At 59.0% G+C, this 20,230-nt stretch carries 17 protein-coding genes and 1 pseudogene; 10 read left to right on the top strand and 8 right to left on the bottom strand.

What is annotated here, in order from left to right; all coding sequences use genetic code 11:
- Positions 1-5 precede the first annotated feature (5 nt).
- The gene (locus K9U38_RS11045; RefSeq protein WP_224494389.1) at positions 6-1,934 is read right to left on the bottom strand and encodes a bifunctional 5-dehydro-2-deoxygluconokinase/5-dehydro-2-deoxyphosphogluconate aldolase; all 1,929 of its coding nucleotides are present in this window, start codon (positions 1,932-1,934) and stop codon (positions 6-8) included.
- A 302-nt stretch (positions 1,935-2,236) separates the two neighbouring features.
- Positions 2,237-3,070: a MurR/RpiR family transcriptional regulator gene (locus K9U38_RS11040; protein WP_224494388.1), complete on the bottom strand. Its 834-nt coding sequence runs from the start codon at positions 3,068-3,070 to the stop codon at positions 2,237-2,239.
- Between the two features lie 129 nt (positions 3,071-3,199).
- On the opposite strand from K9U38_RS11040, the gene K9U38_RS11035 reads away from it, so the two are divergent.
- Both K9U38_RS11035 and K9U38_RS11030 read left to right on the top strand, forming a co-directional pair.
- Positions 3,200-4,309, top strand: coding sequence for a Gfo/Idh/MocA family protein (locus K9U38_RS11035; protein WP_224494387.1), 1,110 nt, complete (start codon positions 3,200-3,202; stop codon positions 4,307-4,309).
- A gap of 148 nt (positions 4,310-4,457) precedes the next feature.
- A pseudogene (locus K9U38_RS11030) lies at positions 4,458-4,609 on the top strand (Gfo/Idh/MocA family protein); the annotation flags it as partial.
- A 173-nt stretch (positions 4,610-4,782) separates the two neighbouring features.
- Here K9U38_RS11030 and iolG read toward each other — a convergent pair.
- The 4 genes from iolG to K9U38_RS11010 form a co-directional block, all read right to left on the bottom strand.
- Entirely contained in the window at positions 4,783-5,772 is a 990-nt protein-coding gene (iolG, locus tag K9U38_RS11025; RefSeq protein ID WP_224494386.1) for an inositol 2-dehydrogenase, read from the bottom strand.
- A 120-nt stretch (positions 5,773-5,892) separates the two neighbouring features.
- Positions 5,893-6,921, bottom strand: a complete 1,029-nt coding sequence (locus tag K9U38_RS11020; protein ID WP_224494385.1) for an ABC transporter permease — start codon at positions 6,919-6,921, stop codon at positions 5,893-5,895.
- Positions 6,922-6,943: 22 nt separating this feature from the next.
- Positions 6,944-8,485 (bottom strand): sugar ABC transporter ATP-binding protein, encoded by a 1,542-nt coding sequence (locus K9U38_RS11015; protein WP_224494384.1) that lies wholly within the window; start codon positions 8,483-8,485, stop codon positions 6,944-6,946.
- Positions 8,486-8,621: 136 nt separating this feature from the next.
- Positions 8,622-9,551, bottom strand: coding sequence for a sugar ABC transporter substrate-binding protein (locus K9U38_RS11010; RefSeq protein WP_224494383.1), 930 nt, complete (start codon positions 9,549-9,551; stop codon positions 8,622-8,624).
- 439 nt (positions 9,552-9,990) lie between these two features.
- Here K9U38_RS11010 and K9U38_RS11005 point away from each other — a divergent pair, with 439 nt between their 5' ends.
- The 3 genes from K9U38_RS11005 (at position 9,991) to K9U38_RS10995 (ending at position 14,148) form a co-directional block, all read left to right on the top strand.
- Positions 9,991-10,647 (top strand): phytochelatin synthase family protein, encoded by a 657-nt coding sequence (locus tag K9U38_RS11005; protein WP_224494382.1) that lies wholly within the window; start codon positions 9,991-9,993, stop codon positions 10,645-10,647.
- A 255-nt stretch (positions 10,648-10,902) separates the two neighbouring features.
- Complete coding sequence (locus K9U38_RS11000; protein WP_224494381.1) at positions 10,903-13,392, top strand: GH92 family glycosyl hydrolase; 2,490 nt, start codon at positions 10,903-10,905, stop codon at positions 13,390-13,392.
- Between the two features lie 345 nt (positions 13,393-13,737).
- Positions 13,738-14,148 (top strand): GFA family protein, encoded by a 411-nt coding sequence (locus tag K9U38_RS10995; RefSeq protein WP_224494380.1) that lies wholly within the window; start codon positions 13,738-13,740, stop codon positions 14,146-14,148.
- A 51-nt stretch (positions 14,149-14,199) separates the two neighbouring features.
- On the opposite strand, the gene K9U38_RS10990 is transcribed toward K9U38_RS10995, so the two are convergent.
- Positions 14,200-15,027: a TIM barrel protein gene (locus K9U38_RS10990; RefSeq protein ID WP_224494379.1), complete on the bottom strand. Its 828-nt coding sequence runs from the start codon at positions 15,025-15,027 to the stop codon at positions 14,200-14,202.
- A gap of 299 nt (positions 15,028-15,326) precedes the next feature.
- On the bottom strand, positions 15,327-16,358 hold the full coding sequence (locus tag K9U38_RS10985) for a LacI family DNA-binding transcriptional regulator (RefSeq protein WP_224494378.1): 1,032 nt from the start codon (positions 16,356-16,358) through the stop codon (positions 15,327-15,329).
- A gap of 188 nt (positions 16,359-16,546) precedes the next feature.
- Here K9U38_RS10985 and K9U38_RS10980 point away from each other — a divergent pair, with 188 nt between their 5' ends.
- From K9U38_RS10980 to K9U38_RS10960, 5 genes are all read left to right on the top strand, one after another.
- Positions 16,547-17,632 (top strand): fatty acid desaturase family protein, encoded by a 1,086-nt coding sequence (locus tag K9U38_RS10980; RefSeq protein WP_370631906.1) that lies wholly within the window; start codon positions 16,547-16,549, stop codon positions 17,630-17,632.
- A 26-nt stretch (positions 17,633-17,658) separates the two neighbouring features.
- A complete protein-coding gene (locus K9U38_RS10975) occupies positions 17,659-17,973 on the top strand; it encodes a MocE family 2Fe-2S type ferredoxin (RefSeq protein ID WP_224494377.1) in 315 nt (104 codons plus the stop codon).
- 5 nt (positions 17,974-17,978) lie between these two features.
- The gene (locus tag K9U38_RS10970; protein WP_224494376.1) at positions 17,979-19,211 is read left to right on the top strand and encodes an NAD(P)/FAD-dependent oxidoreductase; all 1,233 of its coding nucleotides are present in this window, start codon (positions 17,979-17,981) and stop codon (positions 19,209-19,211) included.
- Between the two features lie 8 nt (positions 19,212-19,219).
- Positions 19,220-20,017: a 3-methyl-2-oxobutanoate hydroxymethyltransferase gene (locus tag K9U38_RS10965; RefSeq protein WP_224494375.1), complete on the top strand. Its 798-nt coding sequence runs from the start codon at positions 19,220-19,222 to the stop codon at positions 20,015-20,017.
- A gap of 3 nt (positions 20,018-20,020) precedes the next feature.
- The coding region (locus tag K9U38_RS10960) for an ACT domain-containing protein (RefSeq protein WP_224494374.1) at positions 20,021-20,230 on the top strand (210 nt) is incomplete at its 3' end.

Raw genomic sequence — 20,230 nt, 5'->3', positions numbered from 1 at the left:
CTCTGCTATGCCGCTTGTCTGTTGCGGCTGGCAAGCCAGGCCTTGGTCAATTTTTCGAAACGATCGGCCATGTCGTCAATGGCAGCCTCATCGGAAATGCGACCGGAGAGCCAGTTTTCGGCCGCATCCATGAACAATGTACGCCCTACGGCGAAGCCCTTCACCACCGGCGCATCGGCCGTTGCGGCGAATGCGGCCTCCAGTTCGTCCTGGGGAGCTTCAAGTCCGAGCAGCACCACGCCGCGGCACCAGGGATCATGCTTCGCGATCACGGACTCGATCTGCCTCCAAGCGGCCGCGGATGCCTGCGGCTCAAGTTTCCACCAGTCAGGCTTGATGCCGAGCGCATAGAGCTCCTCGAGCGCCTGGGGAATGGTGTTGTCGTCGAGCTTGCCGTGCTTGCCGGCGATGATTTCAATCAGCAGTTCGCGCCCGACCTTGCGCGCCGCCTCGAACAGGGTGCGCAACTTTGCCTGCTGCTCCGCCTTCAGTTCCGCCGGATCATCCGGCCGGTAGAAGCACAGGCACTTGATGCAATGGTCGACCGGCCATTCCGCCAATTGCGAGCCAATATCCTGTGAGAACTCGAATCGGAGCGGCCGCGAACCCGGCAATTCTACGGGACGCCCCAGCCAGTCGAAATTGTGGCGGGCGAATTCGAACATCGCCTCCCGGCCGAACTTCTCGTCGAGCAGCATGCCATAGCCGCTGCGGCCATTGGCCACTTTCGCCGCCGCCTTTACCGCCAGTTCCTTGAACGCATGGATTTTGTCTGCATCCGCGCCAAGCTTCTGCGCAAGGTCTTCGAGCTGCACCCGGTGATCGATGGCGAAGGCCATCATTGACGGGATTTCATGCCGGCGCGTCGTTGCCCAATGCACGTGGTTGATCGCCTCATCCTTGCGCAGTGCATGGTGCGGGCTGCCGTGCTTGAGGAAATACTGCAGTTCCTCGAAAGTCGGAATTTCCGGCGCGCACAACAGCCGCGAAACCGCAAAGGCCCCACAGGCATTGGCCCAGGTCGCCGCCGTTGCCAATGGCTCGCCACCGAGCCAGCCGCGCAGGAAGCCCGACATGAAGGCATCCCCTGCGCCAAGGACGTTGAAGACCTCGATCGGAAAGCCCTTGCCGACAATGCCATCCTCGAGATTGTCGGAAATCGCCCCTTCATAGACGATGCAGCCCATCGGGCCACGCTTCAGCACAATGGTGCCGCCTGAAAGCGCCCGAATTGTCTTCAAGGCGCTGAGCAAGTCGGCCTCTCCCGAGGCGATCAGTACTTCTTCCTCGGTGCCGACGATCAGGTCGCAATCGGCAAGCACAGTCTTCAGGTGATTGGAAACGGCGTCGGACGCAATGTAGCGGCTGTCCCCTGCCGCGTGTCCGGCAAGCCCCCACAGGTTTGGCCGATAATCGATATCGAACACCACCTTGCCGCCTGCTTCTTTCATCAGGCGGATGGCCTTGCGCTGCGCAGCGTCGGTGTTGGGCTTGGAGAAGTGCGTTCCGGTCACGACAACGGCACGCGCCGACTGGATGAAAGCCGGATCGACGTCGCCCTCGTTCAGTGCCATGTCGGCGCAATTCTCGCGATAGAAGATCAGCGGGAAGCTTTTGTCGTTCTCGACCGACAGGATGACCAGCGCCGAGAGCCGCTCCGGATCCGTGATTACGCCATCGGTGGCAACGCCTTCACGCGCCATCTGTTCGCGGATGAACCTTCCCATCTGTTCATCGCCGACCCGCGACAGAAGTGCCGAGCGCAGGCCGAGACGCGCCGTGCCCACGGCAATGTTGGCCGGGCAGCCGCCAACGGATTTGGCAAAGGACGCGATATCCTCCAGGCGTGAGCCGATCTGCTGGCCATAAAGATCAACCGACGAACGGCCTATCGTGATGACGTCAAGCGGCTTGCTCGCATCAGTTCTGTCCATGATAGTCCTCCCGATAGGCTGAAGTGTCCGGCATCAAGTGGCCAGGAATTTTCCTATATGAAATAATAATTCTATCGAATCGTCAATATGGAATGCCTGTTCTTTTTCAGATTCTATCGTTTGAAGGCGATTCAGATGCTGCAAAATCATTGTGCGTGGTTCGACATTGTTGGCGAGGGCGCGGTCTGGTTGCGATGCCAATCGCACACCGTGGCGCCCTGCAATCCTCTACGCCCCTCATGGTAAGCTTCCTGAGCCTGTCGAAGGGGGAACCACGCACAGGCGCGGTAATTGTATTTGAATCACAAGCTCCGCCGCTTTTCCGCGACACTCACCGTCAGCGCCATCGCGAGGGCCATGGTGCCGGATAGCGAGCGGAAGCCGGAAAAGTCGCCTTCCGCCGCCTCGAACCATACCTTCGCCGACTGGGCGAGTGGCGAGAACGCACTGTCGGTAATAGCCACGACCGGCACATTTCGCGCCGCCAGGGCTGCCGCGTGCTCGATTGTCGCCGAGGCATAGGGGGAGAAGCTGATGGCGATGGCGGCATCCTTGGGGTTGGCGAATGAGAGTATTTCCGGATCGATACCCGCCGTTGATTCGATCAGCTGGTTGCGAATTTTCAGCTTGCCGAAGGCATAGGCCATATAGGCGGTGATCGGGTAGGAGCGGCGCCGCGCAATCAGATAGATCGTCTCGGCGCCCGCCAGGATGTTGACGGCCGCTTCCAGCACCTCTTCTTCGACATTATGCGAAATTGTCTCGATGGAGTGGCTTGCTGCCGTGAGGAACCCGTTGAGTATAACGCGGTTCTTGGAGAGGCCGTGCGTGTCGCCACGCAATGCCGAAAGGCGTTCTTCATAGGAAACCTGCCGTTCACGCAAGCGCTCACGGAACACCGACTGCAGGCTCGTGAAGCCGTCGAAGCCGAGATGCTGGGCAAAGCGGATCAGCGTAGAGGGCTGGACGCCCGCAGTCTGGGCGATGCTCGCCGCTGTCCCGAAAGCAATCTCGTCCGGGTTGCTGAGCGCGTACGCAGCTATTTGGGCGAGACGCTTCGGCAGGGCCTCACGGCGATCGAGGATCATGGTGCGCAACGCATCAAAATCCCGCGGTAATGCGACGTCATTATCCATGCTGCCCACCAAATCGCTCCCTCTTACCCGCGTCCTTGTTGTAAAATATTTGTATCAAGACGGATCAGTTATTCCATTTTGTCCTGTTATAGATTATTTCAATCGGAAACTGCAAGCGTGGAGAGAGCGATGTTAGGTGTAGGATTGATCGGAACGGGATTCATGGGCAAATGCCACGCGCTGGCCTGGAACTCGGTTCGCGCCGTGTTCGGCGATGTCGCGCCTGTGCGCCTGGTGCACCTCGGCGAGGCCAATCCGGAACTCGCGGTGCGCCGCGCCAACGAGTTCGGTTTTGCGAAAGGCTCGGGTGACTGGCGCTCGGTCATCGATGACCCGGAAGTCAATGTCGTCTCCGTCACCACGCCAAACCAGTTTCATCCGGAAATGGCCATTGCAGCGCTCAAGGCCGGCAAGCATGTCTGGTGCGAAAAGCCGATGGCGCCCTCCTTCAACGATGCGGAGGCCATGCTCTCGGCAGCAAACGCATCCGGAAAGGTCGCAGCGCTTGGCTACAACTATATCCAAGGCCCGGCCATTCGCCACATCCGCAAGCTCCTCGCCGAAAAGGTGATCGGCGATGTCAATCACCTGCGCATCGAGATGGATGAAGACTTCATGGCCGACCCCGATGCGCTGTTCTACTGGAAGCACGCGGCTACATCCGGTTATGGCGCGCTCGACGATTTTGCGGTGCATCCGCTCTCGCTTCTGTTCACGCTATTCGGCCGCGTCTCACGGGTCATGTGCGACATGTCGAAGCCCTACCCCGCCCGCAAGACGCAGGACGGCAGTGATCGTCCGGTCGAAACCTACGACAGTGCCAGCGTGCTGATGCATATGGAAAACGGTGTTGCAGGCACGCTGCAGGTCAACCGCTCCGCCTGGGGCCGCAAGGGCCGCATCGCATTGCAGGTTTTCGGCTCCAGGGGCTCAATCCTGTTTGACCAGGAACGCGCCAACGAATTCCAGCTCTATGTCACCGCGGACCGTGCCACCGAACAGGGCTACCGCACCATCCTGACCGCGCCGCACCACGAACCCTATGGCCAGTTCATTCCGGCGCCCGGCCATGGCCTGGGCTTCAACGATTTGAAGATCATCGAGTGCCATGAGCTGATCAAGCGCATCAATGGCCAGCCGGCGCATCTGATAGAATTCGCCGACGGGCTCGAGATCGAGAGGACCGTGCATGCCATGGCACGATCGTTCAACGAGCAGCGCTGGGTGGATGTAAGGTAGATCTGCAGATATCACGTGCGTGGTTTAAGGGTGCTCACCAACCATGAGGGAAATTGTTGTGCCGCAGGAAGACGCCAACGCTGTCCCTGCAATCAAACAATCTCCCTCATGCAGAGCCCCGTCGAACCACGCACGACTCACCTGCTGTTTCATTCCAGCGTCCGGCCATGGCCTGGGCTTCAACGATTTGAAGATCATCGAGTGCCACGAGCTGATCAAGCGCATCAATGGCCAGCCCGGAGGACCGTGCATGCCATGGCACGCTCGTTCAACGAGCAGCGCTGGGTGGATGTGAGGTAGATCTGCAGATATCACGTGCGTGGTTTAACGATGCTCACCAACTATGAGGGAAATTGTTGTGCCGCAGGAAGGCGCCAACGCTGTTGGCCGTAGCTCCCTGCAAATCAAAGAATATCCCTCATGGTGAGCCCCGTCGAACCACGCACGGCTCACCTGCAATGTGATTTCGTCAACTACACCGTGATCGTCTTGCCTTCCTTGACCGACCTTACGGCCGCATCGGCAAGCGCCAGGGCGATCAGTCCGTCCTCGCCGCTGGGTGATGCCTTGACGCCCGTGGCTATCGCGTTGATGAACGCTGCGATCTCATTGGCATAGGCTTCCGTGTAGCGGGTCATGAAGAAGTCGTGCAGCGGCGGCCGCGTATAGCCGCTGCCATTGGCAATCTCGATCGAGACCGGCCGCTGGTTCTCGGCCTGCGCCATGCCCTTCGAGCCGTGCACCTCGATACGCTGGTCATAGCCATAGGTGGCGCGGCGGGAATTGGAGATGACACATTGCTTGCCCGATGCCGTCGAGAGAATGACGCTGACACTGTCATAGTCGCCAAGCTGGCCAATCTTCTTGTCGACCAGCACCGAGGCATGCGCCGTTACTGCAACAGGATCTTCGCCGAGCAGGAAGCGGGCCATGTCGAAATCATGAATCGTCATGTCGCGGAAAATGCCGCCGGACCGGCTGATATATTCGGCCGGCGGTGCACCCGGATCGCGAGAGGTGATCGTCACCATCTCCACATCGCCGATGGCGCCGTCATCGATCGCCTTGCGGACAGCGGCGAAATGCGGATCGAAGCGTCGGTTGAAGCCAACCATCAGGGTCGCGCCGGTTTCCCGGACCACGGCAAGGCACTCCTCGACACGCTTGACGTCGAGATCGATTGGTTTCTCGCAGAAGATCGCCTTGCCGGCGCGGGCGAAACGCTCGATGAGGTCCGCATGGGTGTCAGTCGGCGTGCAGATGATGACGGCATCGATGTCGGATGCCTTTTCGATTGCCTCGATGGTGCGAATTTCGCAACCATGCGCGGCGGAAAGGTCCTTGGCCGCCTGTTCGAAAGCATCGGCGACGGCGACGAGCTTCGCCTGCGGGTTGGATGTTACGGCCTTCGCGTGGACCTTGCCAATGCGGCCAGCGCCGAGAAGACCAAAACGTACAGTCATTTCATTACCTCTTAAGTGAAGCCCGGAAGGATCCCGGGTGTTAAAGATTGGTGGCCAACAGTGCCGCGCTTATCTCCCCTTCGAGGGGGGAGATATCCGGCGTCAGCCTTTGTGATGGTTCTAAACCTTCCGCTTCTTCTGGCGATACACGTCCACGATGACAGCAGCAACGATGATCACGCCCTTGATGATTTCCTGATAGTAGGCGTCGACGCGCAGGAACGTAAAGCCGGAGATCATGACGCCGAGAATAATGGCACCGATCACCGTGCCGGTAATGCGACCGACACCACCCGTCAGCGAGGTGCCGCCGATAACAGCAGCCGCGATCGCATCAAGTTCATAGGTCACACCCATGCCAGCCTGCGCCGTCTGGGCTCGGGCGGCAGTGACGATCCCGGCCAATCCGGCCAGGAGCCCGGCAATGGCATAGACCTTGATTAGGTGCTTCTCGATATCGATACCGGAAACGCGAGCTGCCTGCGCGTTCGCGCCGATGGCATAGGTGAACTTGCCGTAGCGTGTATAGCGCAGGGCAACGTGGAAGATCAGCGCCACCAGCAGGAAGACGACCACCGGCCAGATGCCCGTGCCGATGAAATTGAACTGGTCGGTCAGGCCCGATACAGGCTGCCCCTTGGTGTACCACTTTGCGACGCCGCGGGCGGACACCATCATGCCGAGCGTGGCGATGAACGGCGGTATCTTGGTGTAGGCGATCAGCCAGCCATTGACGATGCCCGCGAGAAGCCCGATGCCAAGGCCAACGCCGATCGGGATGAAAAACGGCAGGTCTGTCAAAGCGGGATAGACCGGCCGCGCCCAAGTGGAGGACTGGGCGAAACTTGCGGCAATCATCGCGGTCATGCCAACCACGGAGCCGGAGGAAAGATCGACGCCACCGGTGATGATCACCTGTGTCACGCCGACGGCGATGATGCCGATGACCGACACCTGCAGGATGATGATCCGCAACCGCTGAAAGTTCATGAGGAAGCTCTGCCCCGCAAAAATCCAGCCGAGAATCTCGAAGATCAATGCGATACCGACCAACACCAGAAGGATATTGACCTCGGGCGGCAGCCGTCGGCGGCTCTTGGGCGTCAGTGTCGGCGTCGTTGTCTTGGCGGTTACTGGTTCGCTTGTCATTGCTGGTTCCTCCCGGGGCCACTCACTTGGAAGCGAGCTCCATGACTTTTACCTGGGTTGCTTCTTCGCGATCGAGAAAACCGGTAACCCGGCCTTCATGCATCACCATGATCCGGTCGCTCATGCCGAGCACTTCCGGCATTTCCGACGAGATCATGATGACCGCCACACCTGTCTTGGCGAGCTGCGATATCAGGCGATGGATTTCCGCCTTGGCGCCTACATCGATACCGCGCGTCGGTTCGTCGAGAATGAGAATCTTCGGGTTCGTGAGCAGCCACCGGCCGATCAGCACTTTCTGCTGGTTACCCCCGGAAAGGTTTTCCACTGTTTCCTGGAGGTTCGGGGTCTTGATCCGAAGCGTGTCACTCATGGTCTTGCAGGCTTTGGCGATCTGCTTTTCGGCCACGAAGCCGTATTTGACAAAGCGATCCTGCAACACGGCGATCTGCATGTTTTCCAGGACGTCGAGAATAAGCAGGCATCCGGTATCCTTGCGATCCTCGGTGAGGAAGGCCATGCCATGAGCAATCGCCTGCGTGGGCGTGTTGATCTTTACCGGCGTGCCGTTGATCGAAATCGTGCCTGTCGTTGCCGGCGTAACGCCAAAGATGGTTTCGGCGACATTGGACCGGCCCGAGCCGACCAGTCCGGCTATGCCGAGGATCTCCCCTGCACGCACGTCAAAGCTCACATCACGGAACACCCGTTTCAGCGAAAGGTCCTTAACCGAAAGGACCACATCCCCGATCGGCACAATCTCCTTCGGGAACATCTGCGTGATCTCGCGCCCGACCATCATCTTGATGATGTCGTCGCGCGTCACATCGGTCGAGGCGTGGGTGCCGATAAAGCGGCCATCGCGGAACACGGAAAACTCGTCGGCGATTTCGAACAGCTCGTTCATCTTGTGGGTGATGTAGACAATGCCGATGCCCTGGGCGCGCAGGTCGCGGATGATCTGGAACAGGTGCTCCACCTCGCGCTCGGTCAGCGCCGAAGTCGGCTCGTCCATGATCAGCACATCGGATTCGTAGGATACGGCCTTGGCGATTTCCACCATCTGGCGGTTGGCGACGCTCAGGTCCCGGACCTGGCTTTCGGGATCAAGCGAAATGTTCAGGCGCTTGAACAGCTCCGCGGTCATCTCGTACATCTTGCCGTGATCGACAAATCCGAAGCTGTTCTTGGGCTCGCGCCGGATCCAGATATTTTCGGCCACCGTCATGAATGGCATCAGGTTGAGTTCCTGATGGATCATGGCGATCCCATTCTCCAGCGCATCCAGGGGTGATTTGAGACGGATCGGCAGACCCTTCAGGTAGACTTCGCCCTGATCTGGAATATATATTCCAGCGAGGATTTTCATGAGAGTGGATTTACCGGCGCCATTCTCGCCCATCAGCGCATGCACAGTGCCGCGCTTCAGCCGGAACTGCACATTGTCCAGCGCAAGCACGCCGGGAAATTCCTTCCTGACGTTCTCGGCGTTCAGGAGATATTCCGCTTGCGGCACGGCACCACTGGCGCGCACGGCGGCCATGGTCGAGGGACTGACTGACATGATCATCTCCTCCCAGAGAGGCTCTCAGAGCAATTCCAAGAAAGTCCGAAACGGGCTTTCCGTCCGGAATTGCGTGAATATGTAGTATATACCGGAACGCACCGGATTTGATGCGTTCCGGATTGTTGAAAACTGCTTAATTGGCCTTTTGGTACTTCGAAAGATTATCAGGTGTTACGAGCTCAAAGGGAACATAGACCTTAGACTCAACCTTCTCACCTTTGGAGAGCTTCAGCGCGGCATCAACCGCGCCCTGGCCCTGGCCGGCGGCATTCTGGAACACCGTCACGTCGAGATCGCCCGCAGCCATGGCGGCAAGCGCGTCCTGGGTTGCGTCGACACCGCCAACCACGACCGAATCCATCGAGCGGCCGGCAGCCTTGAGAGCCTGGATGGCGCCGATGGCCATCTCGTCATTGTTGGAGATGACCGCATCGAATTCGAGACCGGCCGAGAGCCAGTTCGTCATCAGATCGGCGCCTTGCGTACGCGACCAGTTGGCGGTCTGTTCTTCAACGATTTGAAGGCCTTTGCACTCGTCCGTAGCAATGACGTCATGGATGTCCTTGGTGCGCTGACGTGCGGCCTGGTTGGACAGTTCGCCCATCATGACCACGACCTTGCCCTTGCCCTTGAGCAGGCGGCAGACTTCCTTGGTCTCGAGCGTTCCGGACTCAACTTCGTTCGAAGCAACGAAAGCCTGCTTCTCCGGCAGTTCGTTCACGTTCACCGGTTCGCGGTTGACATAAACCAGGGGGATACCGGCTTCCGCAGCGATTTTCGACATTGCTGCCGTCGCATCGGTATCGACCGGATTGACGATGATCGCATCCACCTTCGAGGCGATGAAATTCTGGATCTGGCTCTGCTGCTTGGCCACGTCGTTCTGTGCGTCCTCGACCTGCAGCGTCACGCCGTCCAGTGTCTTGGCGTAATCCTGCATGCCATTGCGCAGGACGGTGAGGAAGTTGTCGTCGAACAGGGCCATCGAGACGCCGATATTGGCGGCAAGGGCCGAACTGCTCATAAGGGCTGAAACAGCCACAGTCATCAAAAGCTTCTTCATTTCATCTCCTCCACAAATGGTGCCCGGCTGCACCGGTTTTAATCCGGAATCTCCCCACGCCTTGCACATGCGCAGCCAACCTACCCATGGCTGCGAATGTCCGGTCGCTCGGAGTGCGCGAAGTTTCACGCAACTTGATTCTGAACGTCAAATACGGAATATACAGACCGCCGCGCTCAGTTTCTGAAATATTTATTCCATTTTATCATTGCAGCGTCAAGCGGGATTCCACCCGTCGAAGGCAATTATTGCAATAAGACCATTTGCATAGCTGTGCACTTTCCCGGGGCCCGCTTATGCTGGTGTCGCAGTGTCGAGGCGGTCGCAAACGCACAAACGCAGGGTCGTATTGTGCTTCCGGAAGCCATGCAGGCTGGACAGGCAACGGAGGAAGAGTAAAGCTGCCATCGAAAAGGAGTTGGGCTGAGGGCCGGTCCCGATGAAGCGTCTTCTGGTTTATGGCGCCATCACATGCGCCGCCTTGCTGGCCGGTGCGGCATTGATTGTCACCGGGCAAACGGCCGTGCCTCCAGGTGCCATAGAATCATCCGTCATCCGCACACCGGAATTGATCGCCCTTGCCTGGCGGTTGCCGGCGGCAGCAACCTACAAGCAGCAGGTCAGCTGGCAATCCAACGGCTCGCGCTGCGGTCCGGCAAGTCTTGCAAATGCGTTCCGCTCGCTGGGAGAAGAGGAGACGAGCGAAGCGGCAATCCTCGACGGCACGGGCAAGTGCTGGACCGGCTATTGCATCATGGGGCTGACCCTCGATGAGCTTGCCGAGGTCGCGCTACAGCACACCGAGCGGGAGGTTTCCGTACTCCGGAACCTGACGTCCGAAGAATTTCAAGAACATCTCAGACATGCGAACGACCCCAATCGCCGGTATATCGTCAATTTCAGCAGAAAGCTGATTTTTGGTGCCGGCGCCGGCCATCATTCGCCGATCGGCGGATATCTCGAGAACGAAGACAAGGTCTTCATCCTCGATGTGAATGAGAATTACAGGCCCTGGCTTGTCGAGCGCGAACGATTGTTCCAGGCAATGGACACGTTCGACGGAGGCCAGAAGCGCGGCCTGCTCATGATCGAGTAGGATCGCCATCGCGTAGCTGTGTCGCCAGAGGCACAACGCCCCCCAATCCCGCGCATTGCCTACTCAGACTTTGGTCGAATTGACCGGCGGATGGTCGGACGACTATCCCTTTGAGCGGGAGGTAAGTTGCATCAATAGGGAACGGCATCCGTTCCCGCGGCGCGCAATTGCGGCGCGCACGCGCCGGACCCCACGCGGGGTCCGCCAATGCCGGATTTAACCGGTTCTTATGTTCAATGTTTTTGGGAGGAAACAATGATTTCAAGAAAGACATTTATCGCCGCGCTGCTGGCCGGCAGCATGCTCGCCGGCTGCAACGATGGCAACAAAACGGACACCGATGGCACGTTTGCGGCTCCGGCCGCCGGCAGCAACGGCTCCATCGCGTCGGGAAGCGATTCTTCCGCCAATGTAGGCAAAGGTAACGGCGGAGATACGGACAAGACCGACGTGAACCGTCCGCCGACCCGAGTCAATATTCCGCTGACGCAGTTCGTCGATCCATTTATCGGCACCGGTCCGGGGCAACATCATGATGGTCCCAATCGCGGCAGCGCCATGGGCGCATTTACCTTCCCCGCCGCAGGTCGGCCATTCGGCATGGTCAACTGGGGACCAGACACGAACACACCCGGCGGCTATTCCGTCAAAGGCTATCACCATGAGATGGGCCGTATCACCGGTTTCCCCCTCACCCATTTGAGCGGCGTCGGTTGCAATGCAGGCAGTGCCATTCCGTTCCTGCCCATGTCCGCGACAAGCGAGACAGAACCTGTCCTTGATCATCAGAACGAAGCCGCCGAGCCGGGCTACTATTATATCAAGTTTCCGGAAAGCGGCATCGAAACCGAATTGACCGCCACGACACGCACGGGCCTTGGCAAGTTTACCTATCCGGCCGGAAAGAATGCGCTGTTGCGGATTGCTGCTCAATCAAGCACAGGGTCTGGCACACTGACGGTAGACACCGCAGCGCAAATCGTTTCCGGTTCGACCCGTGATGGCGGGTTCTGTGGTTCCGGAGGCTGGTTCAACGTCTATTTTTACGCAACGTTCGAGCAGGCCTTCACTTCATCGGTCTCAGGCAATTCAACGACACTCGCCTTCACGACAGCTGCAGGCGCATCCACAATTGTCCGTGCGAAAGTCGGTCTTTCATACGTTAGCGTGGACAACGCCAAGGACAACCTTGCAAAGGAAGCCGCGACCCTGACATTCGAGCAAGTCCGCCAGCAGGCAAGCGCCGACTGGAACAAGCGCCTGAACGCGATCCAGGTTGAAGGCGGCAGCAGCGACGACAGGAAGAAATTCTACACCGCACTTTACCATTCCCTGCAAACGCCTTCGACGTTCAGCGACGTCAATGGCCAATATCTCGGGTTCGACGACAAGATCCAAACGCTGCAACCGGGCCGTGTCCAGTATTCGAGCTTCTCAAGTTGGGATACATATCGCTCGCTCATCCCTCTGCAAGCCATGTTGTTCCCCAATGAAGTGAGCGACATGATGGGCTCGCTCGTCAACGACGCCAACCAGTGCGGTGGCACTTTTCCCATGTGGGTGCATGGCAATTCGAGCAGCCCGATCATGCCCGGCGACGGCGTCTCCATCATCGTAGCGCAGGCTCACGCCTATGGCGCAAGGGATTTCGATAGGGCTGCCGCCAGCAAGATCATGCGCGATACTGCCTTCGGCCGTGCAAGGACATGCGATGGTGTCACGACACTGCCGGGTTTGGACCATTACATGACCAAGGGCTATATTCCTGCAAGCGCTTCAGTCCGGGGCCCGACCTCGTCCAATATGGAATATACGAGCACCGACTTCGCCATTTCGCAGTTCGTGGCCGCACTCGGCACAAAGGACAGCCAGTTGGTTACCGGCGGTCCCCTGGACGAAGCCGCATCCTTGCGCACGCGCTCCGGCAATTGGCGCAATCTCTACAATCCCGACTGGAAGCAAGTCGCCGGCCAGCAATACCCGCAGATTCAGCCGCGCTCAAGCGACGGCAGCTGGCCATCGGGCTGGGTTGGCAACAATGGCGGCTACAATGGCAGCTATAGAGAGCAATGGGCCGAAGGCAATTCCGAGCAATATACATGGATGGCACCGCATGACATTCGCGGCATTATCAATGCGGTGGGCGGCGAAAAGGCCGCAATCGCACGGCTCGACAGCTTTGTGACCCATGTCAATGCCTATGAAGACTTGCCCGGCTACATGTGGATCGGCAATGAACCGAATTTCGCTTCACCCTTCCTCTACAACTGGACGAGCCAGCCCTACAAATCGCAGGCCGTGGTCCAGCGCATCAGGACCAACCAGTTTACGACGGCCGTTGATGGCATCCCCGGCAATGACGATCTTGGCGCGGAATCTGGCTGGCTGGTATGGGGCGCACTCGGCCTCTATCCGCAAATCCCGGCGGTTCCAGGCTTCACCATCACCAGTCCGCTGTTTGAAAAGGCAGTCATCTGGCAGGGCGACAGGCATCTGATGAGCCTCCATGCCGGCAATGCTGGCAAGACCTATATTCAGGATGTCAAGCTCGACGGCAAATCCCACGCCAGCACCTGGCTTGCTTTCGATCCTGAAAAGGCAGGCCGGACGCTCCATTTCACCCTTGGCGAAAAGCCGACCTGCTGGGGCGCCAAGCCGCCTGCGGACCAGCTTCCCCCGTCGTTTGGTCCAGACGGAAAGGATACGGCCCTCAGCCAGCCTGCAGAGACATGCACCTTGCCGTGAACGCTTACGCACGACATGGGTCAAACTCGACGAGCGCAAGATGAAACCTTCCTGTGGCGGCGTCAGACCCGGCCTCTCGCGATCAAGACCCCCGGCGGCCTGGTCCAGATACAGGCTGGAGTTTGCCGGCACCGAAGCGATTACCGTGCCGGAATTCGAGCTGCTTGGGGAATGACAAACTGCAATGATTTATCCGGGGCCGGTCCCGTAACCGCGCCCCGGCTTGTCGAGTGCGAACGGTTGTTCCAGGCAATGGACGCGTTGATGGAGGCAAGTGAGACCTGCTCATGGTCGACTAACCCTGTATAATGCCTGCTGGTCGGACCGAGCAGGAAGGGTGGAAACATGAGAGTTGATGGCTCGTGCCATTGCGGCAGCATCACCTTTACAGGAGAGGCCGACCCCGGAGACGTGAGCATATGCCATTGTTCCGATTGCCAGACCCTGACAGGGACGGCCTTTCGCGTCTCGGTTCCCGTGGCCGCGAAGGATTTTCATGTCCTGTCGGGGAAACCGAAGGTCTATATCAAGACCGCCGCAAGCGGAGCGCGGCGGCGACAGGCTTTTTGCGGCGACTGCGGCACGCCGATCTACGCCAGCGCGGATACTCAGCAGCCGACCGTCTATGGTGTCCGGGTGGGCACGCTCCGTCAACGTGCGCAATTGCAGCCGACACATGCCGTCTGGCAACGGTCAGCGCTGCCTTGGATACCCGCCATTGCGGGCATAACCACCTACGACGAGGAAGACGATTGACTTCCCGGCCGCACGGACGGGCCGGGAATGCCGTTGGCCCGTCGATTGGACCTAGACCAGACCTGCCTTGATCGTGTCCATGCTCGCGGAAATGGCTTCCGAGGGATTTTCCAGTTCCTGGACCTCCCGCGCGAACGGCTCGAAGGAAAACAGGCCCTCATAGCCCTGTTCGATCAGATCGCGCATCTGCTGGAGATTTCCGAGCCGGTCATCCGCATCGACCAGAACACGATGCGGATCCCGCATGTCGCTGACAGCAATGTCCGGATCGGTCACACCGGAAATATGTACGAGGCCGGTCAGTGCCGGAAAGAGGTCCGGCTCGCCTGCGAGGTGATGATGGAACGTGTCGTGCACCAGCTTGAACCGGTCCTGCCCGCCGACCGCCTCGATCGCCTCGGCAGCCTCGCGCTTCGAACGCAGTGAACAGATCTCGAAGCCGAGCGGCTCGACAAAACCGATGAGTCCACGCTGTTCGAGAATCGGCTTCAGCGCCTTCAAGGCAGTGCGCAGGTTCGCCTGGCGCTCGCCATCATTCTGCCCTGAGCCATCATTGACCGGAACCAGAACCAGCGCCATGGCTCCAACGTCCCTGGCATAGTCGGCAAGTTCTACTGCCTCCTTCTCGCGTGCCGGCGACCATTCGTTGAAACGCTGCAATGCGTTGATCGTGGCGATGCGAACGCCAGCCTGCTCGGCCAGCGCCCGGACCTCCGCAGCGGGCATGCCGTTCAGAATGGCATTGCCGTCGAGGTCATTGCGGATCTCGACATGGCTGAGACCGAGAGATTTCGCCAGCTGGAAGAACTCGCGCGGCGAAAGATTGGGGGCGACCATGTGGTTGATCGCGAAAACTGGTTGAGAACTTTTATTGGTCATTCAAAATACCTCCGCTGAGAGAGCTTGCTGCAGATGGTTGCAACGGGCCGCAAATATCGGGCGCACCATCTGTGGAGGACACCTTTGCGTCAATCGAAATCCTATCAAAAAAACTATCATTTCTGATAGATTCCGACATGTCGGTCAAAACGACCGATCTCGTCGTGCTCTGGTCTTTTTAATCCAACCTGCCCGAATTCGAACAGGAAAACGCAAAAATGACTCGGGAAATGGCGATTCCTGAGGAGAATTTTCAATCATAACGGGAAATTTGACTGTGGTCGCGTGCAGACGTCCACCTAGATGTTCTCCGGCAGATAGATGTCGAAGGGCAGAAGTGTCTGATCAGATGCATTGGCGGTACCGTGCTCGATGGCGTGGCCCATGAGGTCCACCAGTTCCCGGCAGAGCCGCGGCAGCGGCGTTGCAATCGCCATCGTCACGATATTGTCCGCCAGCGCAGCCCGTGATTCCGGCGTGATTTCATTGACGATCATCACCGGCGGCGGATCCATCCTGGCCTCACGCAAGGCGGCGATGGCGCCTTCCATGCCGCCGCCCGCTATATAGCATCCGGCCAGATCCGGATGACGCCGGAGCAGTTCGCGCATGGTTTCGTGCGTGATCTGCCGCGTCTCGAGATTGACCATCGTGTCGAGTACTGTGAACTCCGGTGCCTGTTCGCGAAAGAAGGACCGGAAGCCTATTTCGCGCAGTTCATGGCCATGAAAGCGATGGCTTCCGACGAAAAGGGCAACTTTTCCCGGTTTTCTGGCGGTTTTTGTAATCATCCACGCCGCCGTGCGCCCAACCTTGCGATTGTTCACACCGACATAGCCCTCCCGCGAACCCGCCGCGAAATCCGACAGGATCGAGAACACCGGAATGTCATTGGTCTTGAGCTCGTCGATCGCCACGGCAATCGCCGGGTGGTCGGGGGAAACCAGCCCGATCGCGCGGCAGCGCCCGGCCAGTGCTTTCAGCCGCGCGACGATTTCGTCCGGACTTTGCGACGCGCAAAAATCGATGACCGGAACGCCGCGAAAATGCATCGCCGCGTTGACGGCGGTTTCGATTTCGCGCGCAAATTCCTGGTAGAACTGTTGGCCCGGCTTCTGCAGGAGGAAACCGAGCCTGTATTCCGGCAGTTCCTGGCGCATGCGCTGGCGGATCAGTCCGGCGGCATGGTAGCCGATGAGATTGGCCGCCTCATACACGCGCCGTGCCGTCTCTTCGCGTACCGGCAGCCGGTTGTTCAATACCCGGTCCACGGTCGCGACGCTCACGCCGGACTCGCGCGCCAGATCCGCAATGGTAGGCCTGTTTGCCACCTCATACACTCCATGATAGAATCTATCATATCAAACTACCAATCATTGATTGAAAATGATAGAATTTTGTCATCCTTGATTGAGCCGAGTTGAGCGCAAGCGTAGTATCCCGCCATTCAGCCGGAAGGTGAATGCCTTTTCCGTTGCTCGATCAGGGAGGTCTCGCAATGAATGCTGCCGCGCTCGCAATGCCAACCAAACGGGATTACAGCCTCATCGGCCGTGACGCCCGGTTGGCCGTTGAATCGGGCCTCGCCGCCGCCGAGTGGTATCACACCGACATTCCTCGCAAGCAGATGAAGGAGCTCATGAAGCGCTCCGACGGCCCCGCCATTCGGGACACGGCGATCTGGCTGGGCAGCATGGTGATTTTCGCTGGCCTCGGCGTGGCATTTTGGGGAAGTTGGTTCTGCGTGCCGTTCTTCCTTGCCTATGGCGTGCTGTACGGGTCCGCATCGGACAGCCGCTGGCATGAGTGCGGCCACGGAACGGCATTCAAGACCCGCTGGATGAATGACGCGGTCTACGAAATCGCCTGCTTCATGATCATGCGCAATCCGGTAACCTGGCGCTGGAGCCATACACGGCATCATACCGACACTGTAATTGTTGGCCGCGATCCCGAAATAGCAGTGATGCGCCCGCCGGACCTACTGCGCCTCGTGTTGAACTTCTTCGGCATCCTCGATGTCTGGCATGCAATGGTCGACCTCGCCCGCAACACCTTCGGCGTGCTCAGCGCCGAAGAGAAAACCTTCATTCCCGAGCAGGAACAGCCGCGGGTGGTGCGGATAGCGCGTGTCTGGTCGGCCATCTATGCCGTCACCATCGGCCTGTCGCTTTACATGGGATCAATCCTCCCACTTGTGCTCATCGGCCTGCCGCGCCTCTATGGCGCATGGCACCACGTTCTCACCGGCCTGCTGCAGCATGGCGGCCTGGCCGACAATGTCACCGACCACCGGTTGAACAGCCGCACCGTTCTCATGAACCCGGTGAGCCGGTTCATTTACTGGAACATGAATTATCACGTCGAGCACCACATGTTTCCAATGGTGCCCTACCACGCATTGCCGCAACTGCATGCGATGATCAAGCACGACCTGCCAGCGGCCAATCCTTCGATCCTGCATGCATATCGAGAGATGGTTCCCGCATTCCTGCGCCAGTTGCGCAATGAGGACTATTTTCTCATTCGCGAACTGCCGCCCACGGCAAGGCCTTACCGCGAGGAATTCCACAGCGACCCCGCGACAGCCGCCGCAGCCGAATAACCACGACACATCAGGGAGGACTGAAAATGAGCAACTGGATAGAAGCGTGCACGTCGGACGAGATCGACGAAGAGGACGTCATGCGCTTTGACCATGATGGGCGCACCTTCGCGATCTACCGCAGCCCCGACGACGAGTTTTTCGCCACCGATGGCCTGTGCACCCATGAACATATCCATCTTGCCGATGGTCTGGTGATGGACGAGATCATCGAATGTCCCAAGCATAACGGACGCTTCAACTACAAGACCGGTGAGGCAAAAGGGGCGCCCGTCTGCGTGAATCTCAAGACCTACCCGGTCAGGGTCGAGGCCGGCAAAGTCCTGATCGAGGTGGGGTGATCGCGATGCAAAACGGGATGGTCATCATTGGCGCTGGAGAATGCGGCGCGCGCGCAGCCTTCGCCTTGCGGGAAAACGGGTATGACGGACCGGTGACGTTGATTGGAACCGAGCAGCATCTCCCCTATGAGCGGCCTCCGCTTTCCAAGGATGCCATGGTTTCCGATTCCCATCCATCGCCGCGAACAATTGCGGGCGACGAACAGTTCAGCGAAAAACGCATCGATTTCATAGCCAGATCCACAGTAGCGGCCATCAACCGCCCGGCGAGACACGTCGTACTCGAAGATGGCCGGCAAATTGGCTACGATCGGCTCCTGCTTGCGACGGGCGCGATCCCCCGCGCCTTGCCGCTCGCTGCAAACAGCAAGCATTGCGTCACCCTGCGCAGCTTCGAAGATGCGATGGCCATACGAGCTCGGTTTCAGCCCGATGCCCGGATCGTCGTAATCGGCGGCGGGTTCATCGGCCTTGAACTCGCGGCAAGCGCGCGCAGACGCGGTGCAAAGGTGACTGTGATCGAAGCGCAAGCGCGGATCATGATGCGCGGCGTTCCGGAGGAGATTGCACACATCATTGATTCGCGTCACCGCGCCGAGGGCGTCAGTATCCTCTGCAACACCGGGATCGTTTCCATCGTCGACAATGCGGAAAATGTCGCGATCACCGTTTCAAGCGGCAATGTCATCGCCGCCGACCTTGCCATCATCGGCATTGGCGCAACGCCGGTCACGGCCCTTGCCGAAGCATCAGGCCTGGAAACCGGCAACGGCATTGTCGTCAATGAATGGCTGCAAACCAGTGACCCTGATGTCTTTGCGGCCGGAGACTGCTGCGCCTTCCCGCTTGCCATCTATGGCGGTCGGCGGGTGCGGCTCGAAGCCTGGCGCAACGCGCAGGAGCAGGGCACGCTGGCAGCACGCAACATGCTCGGCGCGCTTGAGCCGCACCAGTCGGTCCCTTGGTTCTGGTCGGATCAGTATGAGCTTGGCCTGCAGGTCGCCGGCCTTGCCGACGAGGGTACGCAAACCGTACGCCGCGATCTCGGCGACGGAGCCTTCATCCTCTTCCATCTTGATGAAAATGGCCGGCTTGTTGCCGCCAGCGGAATCGGAACGGGCAATGCAGTTGCCAAGGATATCCGGCTCGCCGAGATGCTCATTGCAAGGAGCGCCAGGCCGGATCCCAACCAGCTCGCGGAGTCGGCCGTCAAACTCAAATCGCTGCTTGCAGCCTAGGACAGAACATGAAAAGCCAGCGACCCACCGTGGCAGATCTCCTCGCCATGAAGAGTCGGCGCCAGTTGACAATGCTGCGCGTCGAAACGCTTGAAGAGGCGGAGGCTGCTGAGCGTGCCCGCGTCGACCTGTTGTCCGTACCACCCGCGCTCCTGACACCGGAGTTTCGCGATGCCGCCCCAACGGCATTCACGTTTCCGGGGCTTGAATATGGGCAGTTCGTTACAGCCGAGGATTATCTGCGCGCCGCCTTCCAGGCGTTGCGTGCCGGTGGCGATGCCGTCTATTGCGCCGCCAGCCTCGACACCATACGCCGGATGCGCGACGAAGGCATTCCTGTCTGCGGCCACGTCGGGCTGATCCCCTCCAGGGCAACATGGACCGGCGGCTTCAAGGCCGTAGGCAAGACCGCACAGAGCGCACTGCACATCTGGCAGCAGACAAAGGCGCTGGAGCAAGCCGGCGCCTTCGCAGCAGAAATCGAAGTGGTTCCCGTCGATGTTGCAGCCGCGATCTCGGAGCGCACGTCGATGTTCATGATCTCCATGGGTGCAGGCGCAGGCTGCGACGCGCAATATCTCTTTGCAGCGGACGTTCTCGGTTCAAATCGGGGCCATTATCCGCGCCATGCCAAAGTCTATCGCAATTTCACCGCTGAATATGATCGTCTGCAGCAAGAGAGAGTCGCAGCCTTTTCCGAGTTTGTCGCAGATGTGCACGCGCGAAACTATCCGGGGCCCGAACATGTGGTTGGAATTCCGCCTGACGAACTGGACCGTTTCCTGAAAGAGCTTCCTGGAGTCTAATTAATGGATCATCAGCCCCTGAACCATTCAACCGCAACAAGAGCGGCTGAACATACGCATCGCTTTGTCCTTACGCTTTCCTGCGAAGACCGGCCGGGCATCGTTGCTTCGGTGACGACTGAACTCGCCGGCACCGGTGCCAATATCGCCGAGAGCAACCAGTTCTGGGACCGGCAGACCAACCGCTTTTTCATGCGCATCGCCTTCACTGCC

The organism is Phyllobacterium lublinensis (assembly GCF_020164435.1).
GTDB lineage: Bacteria > Pseudomonadota > Alphaproteobacteria > Rhizobiales > Rhizobiaceae > Phyllobacterium > Phyllobacterium lublinensis.
Note: the sequence above shows the minus strand (reverse complement) of the source record. Positions and strands in the feature narration are given on the sequence as shown.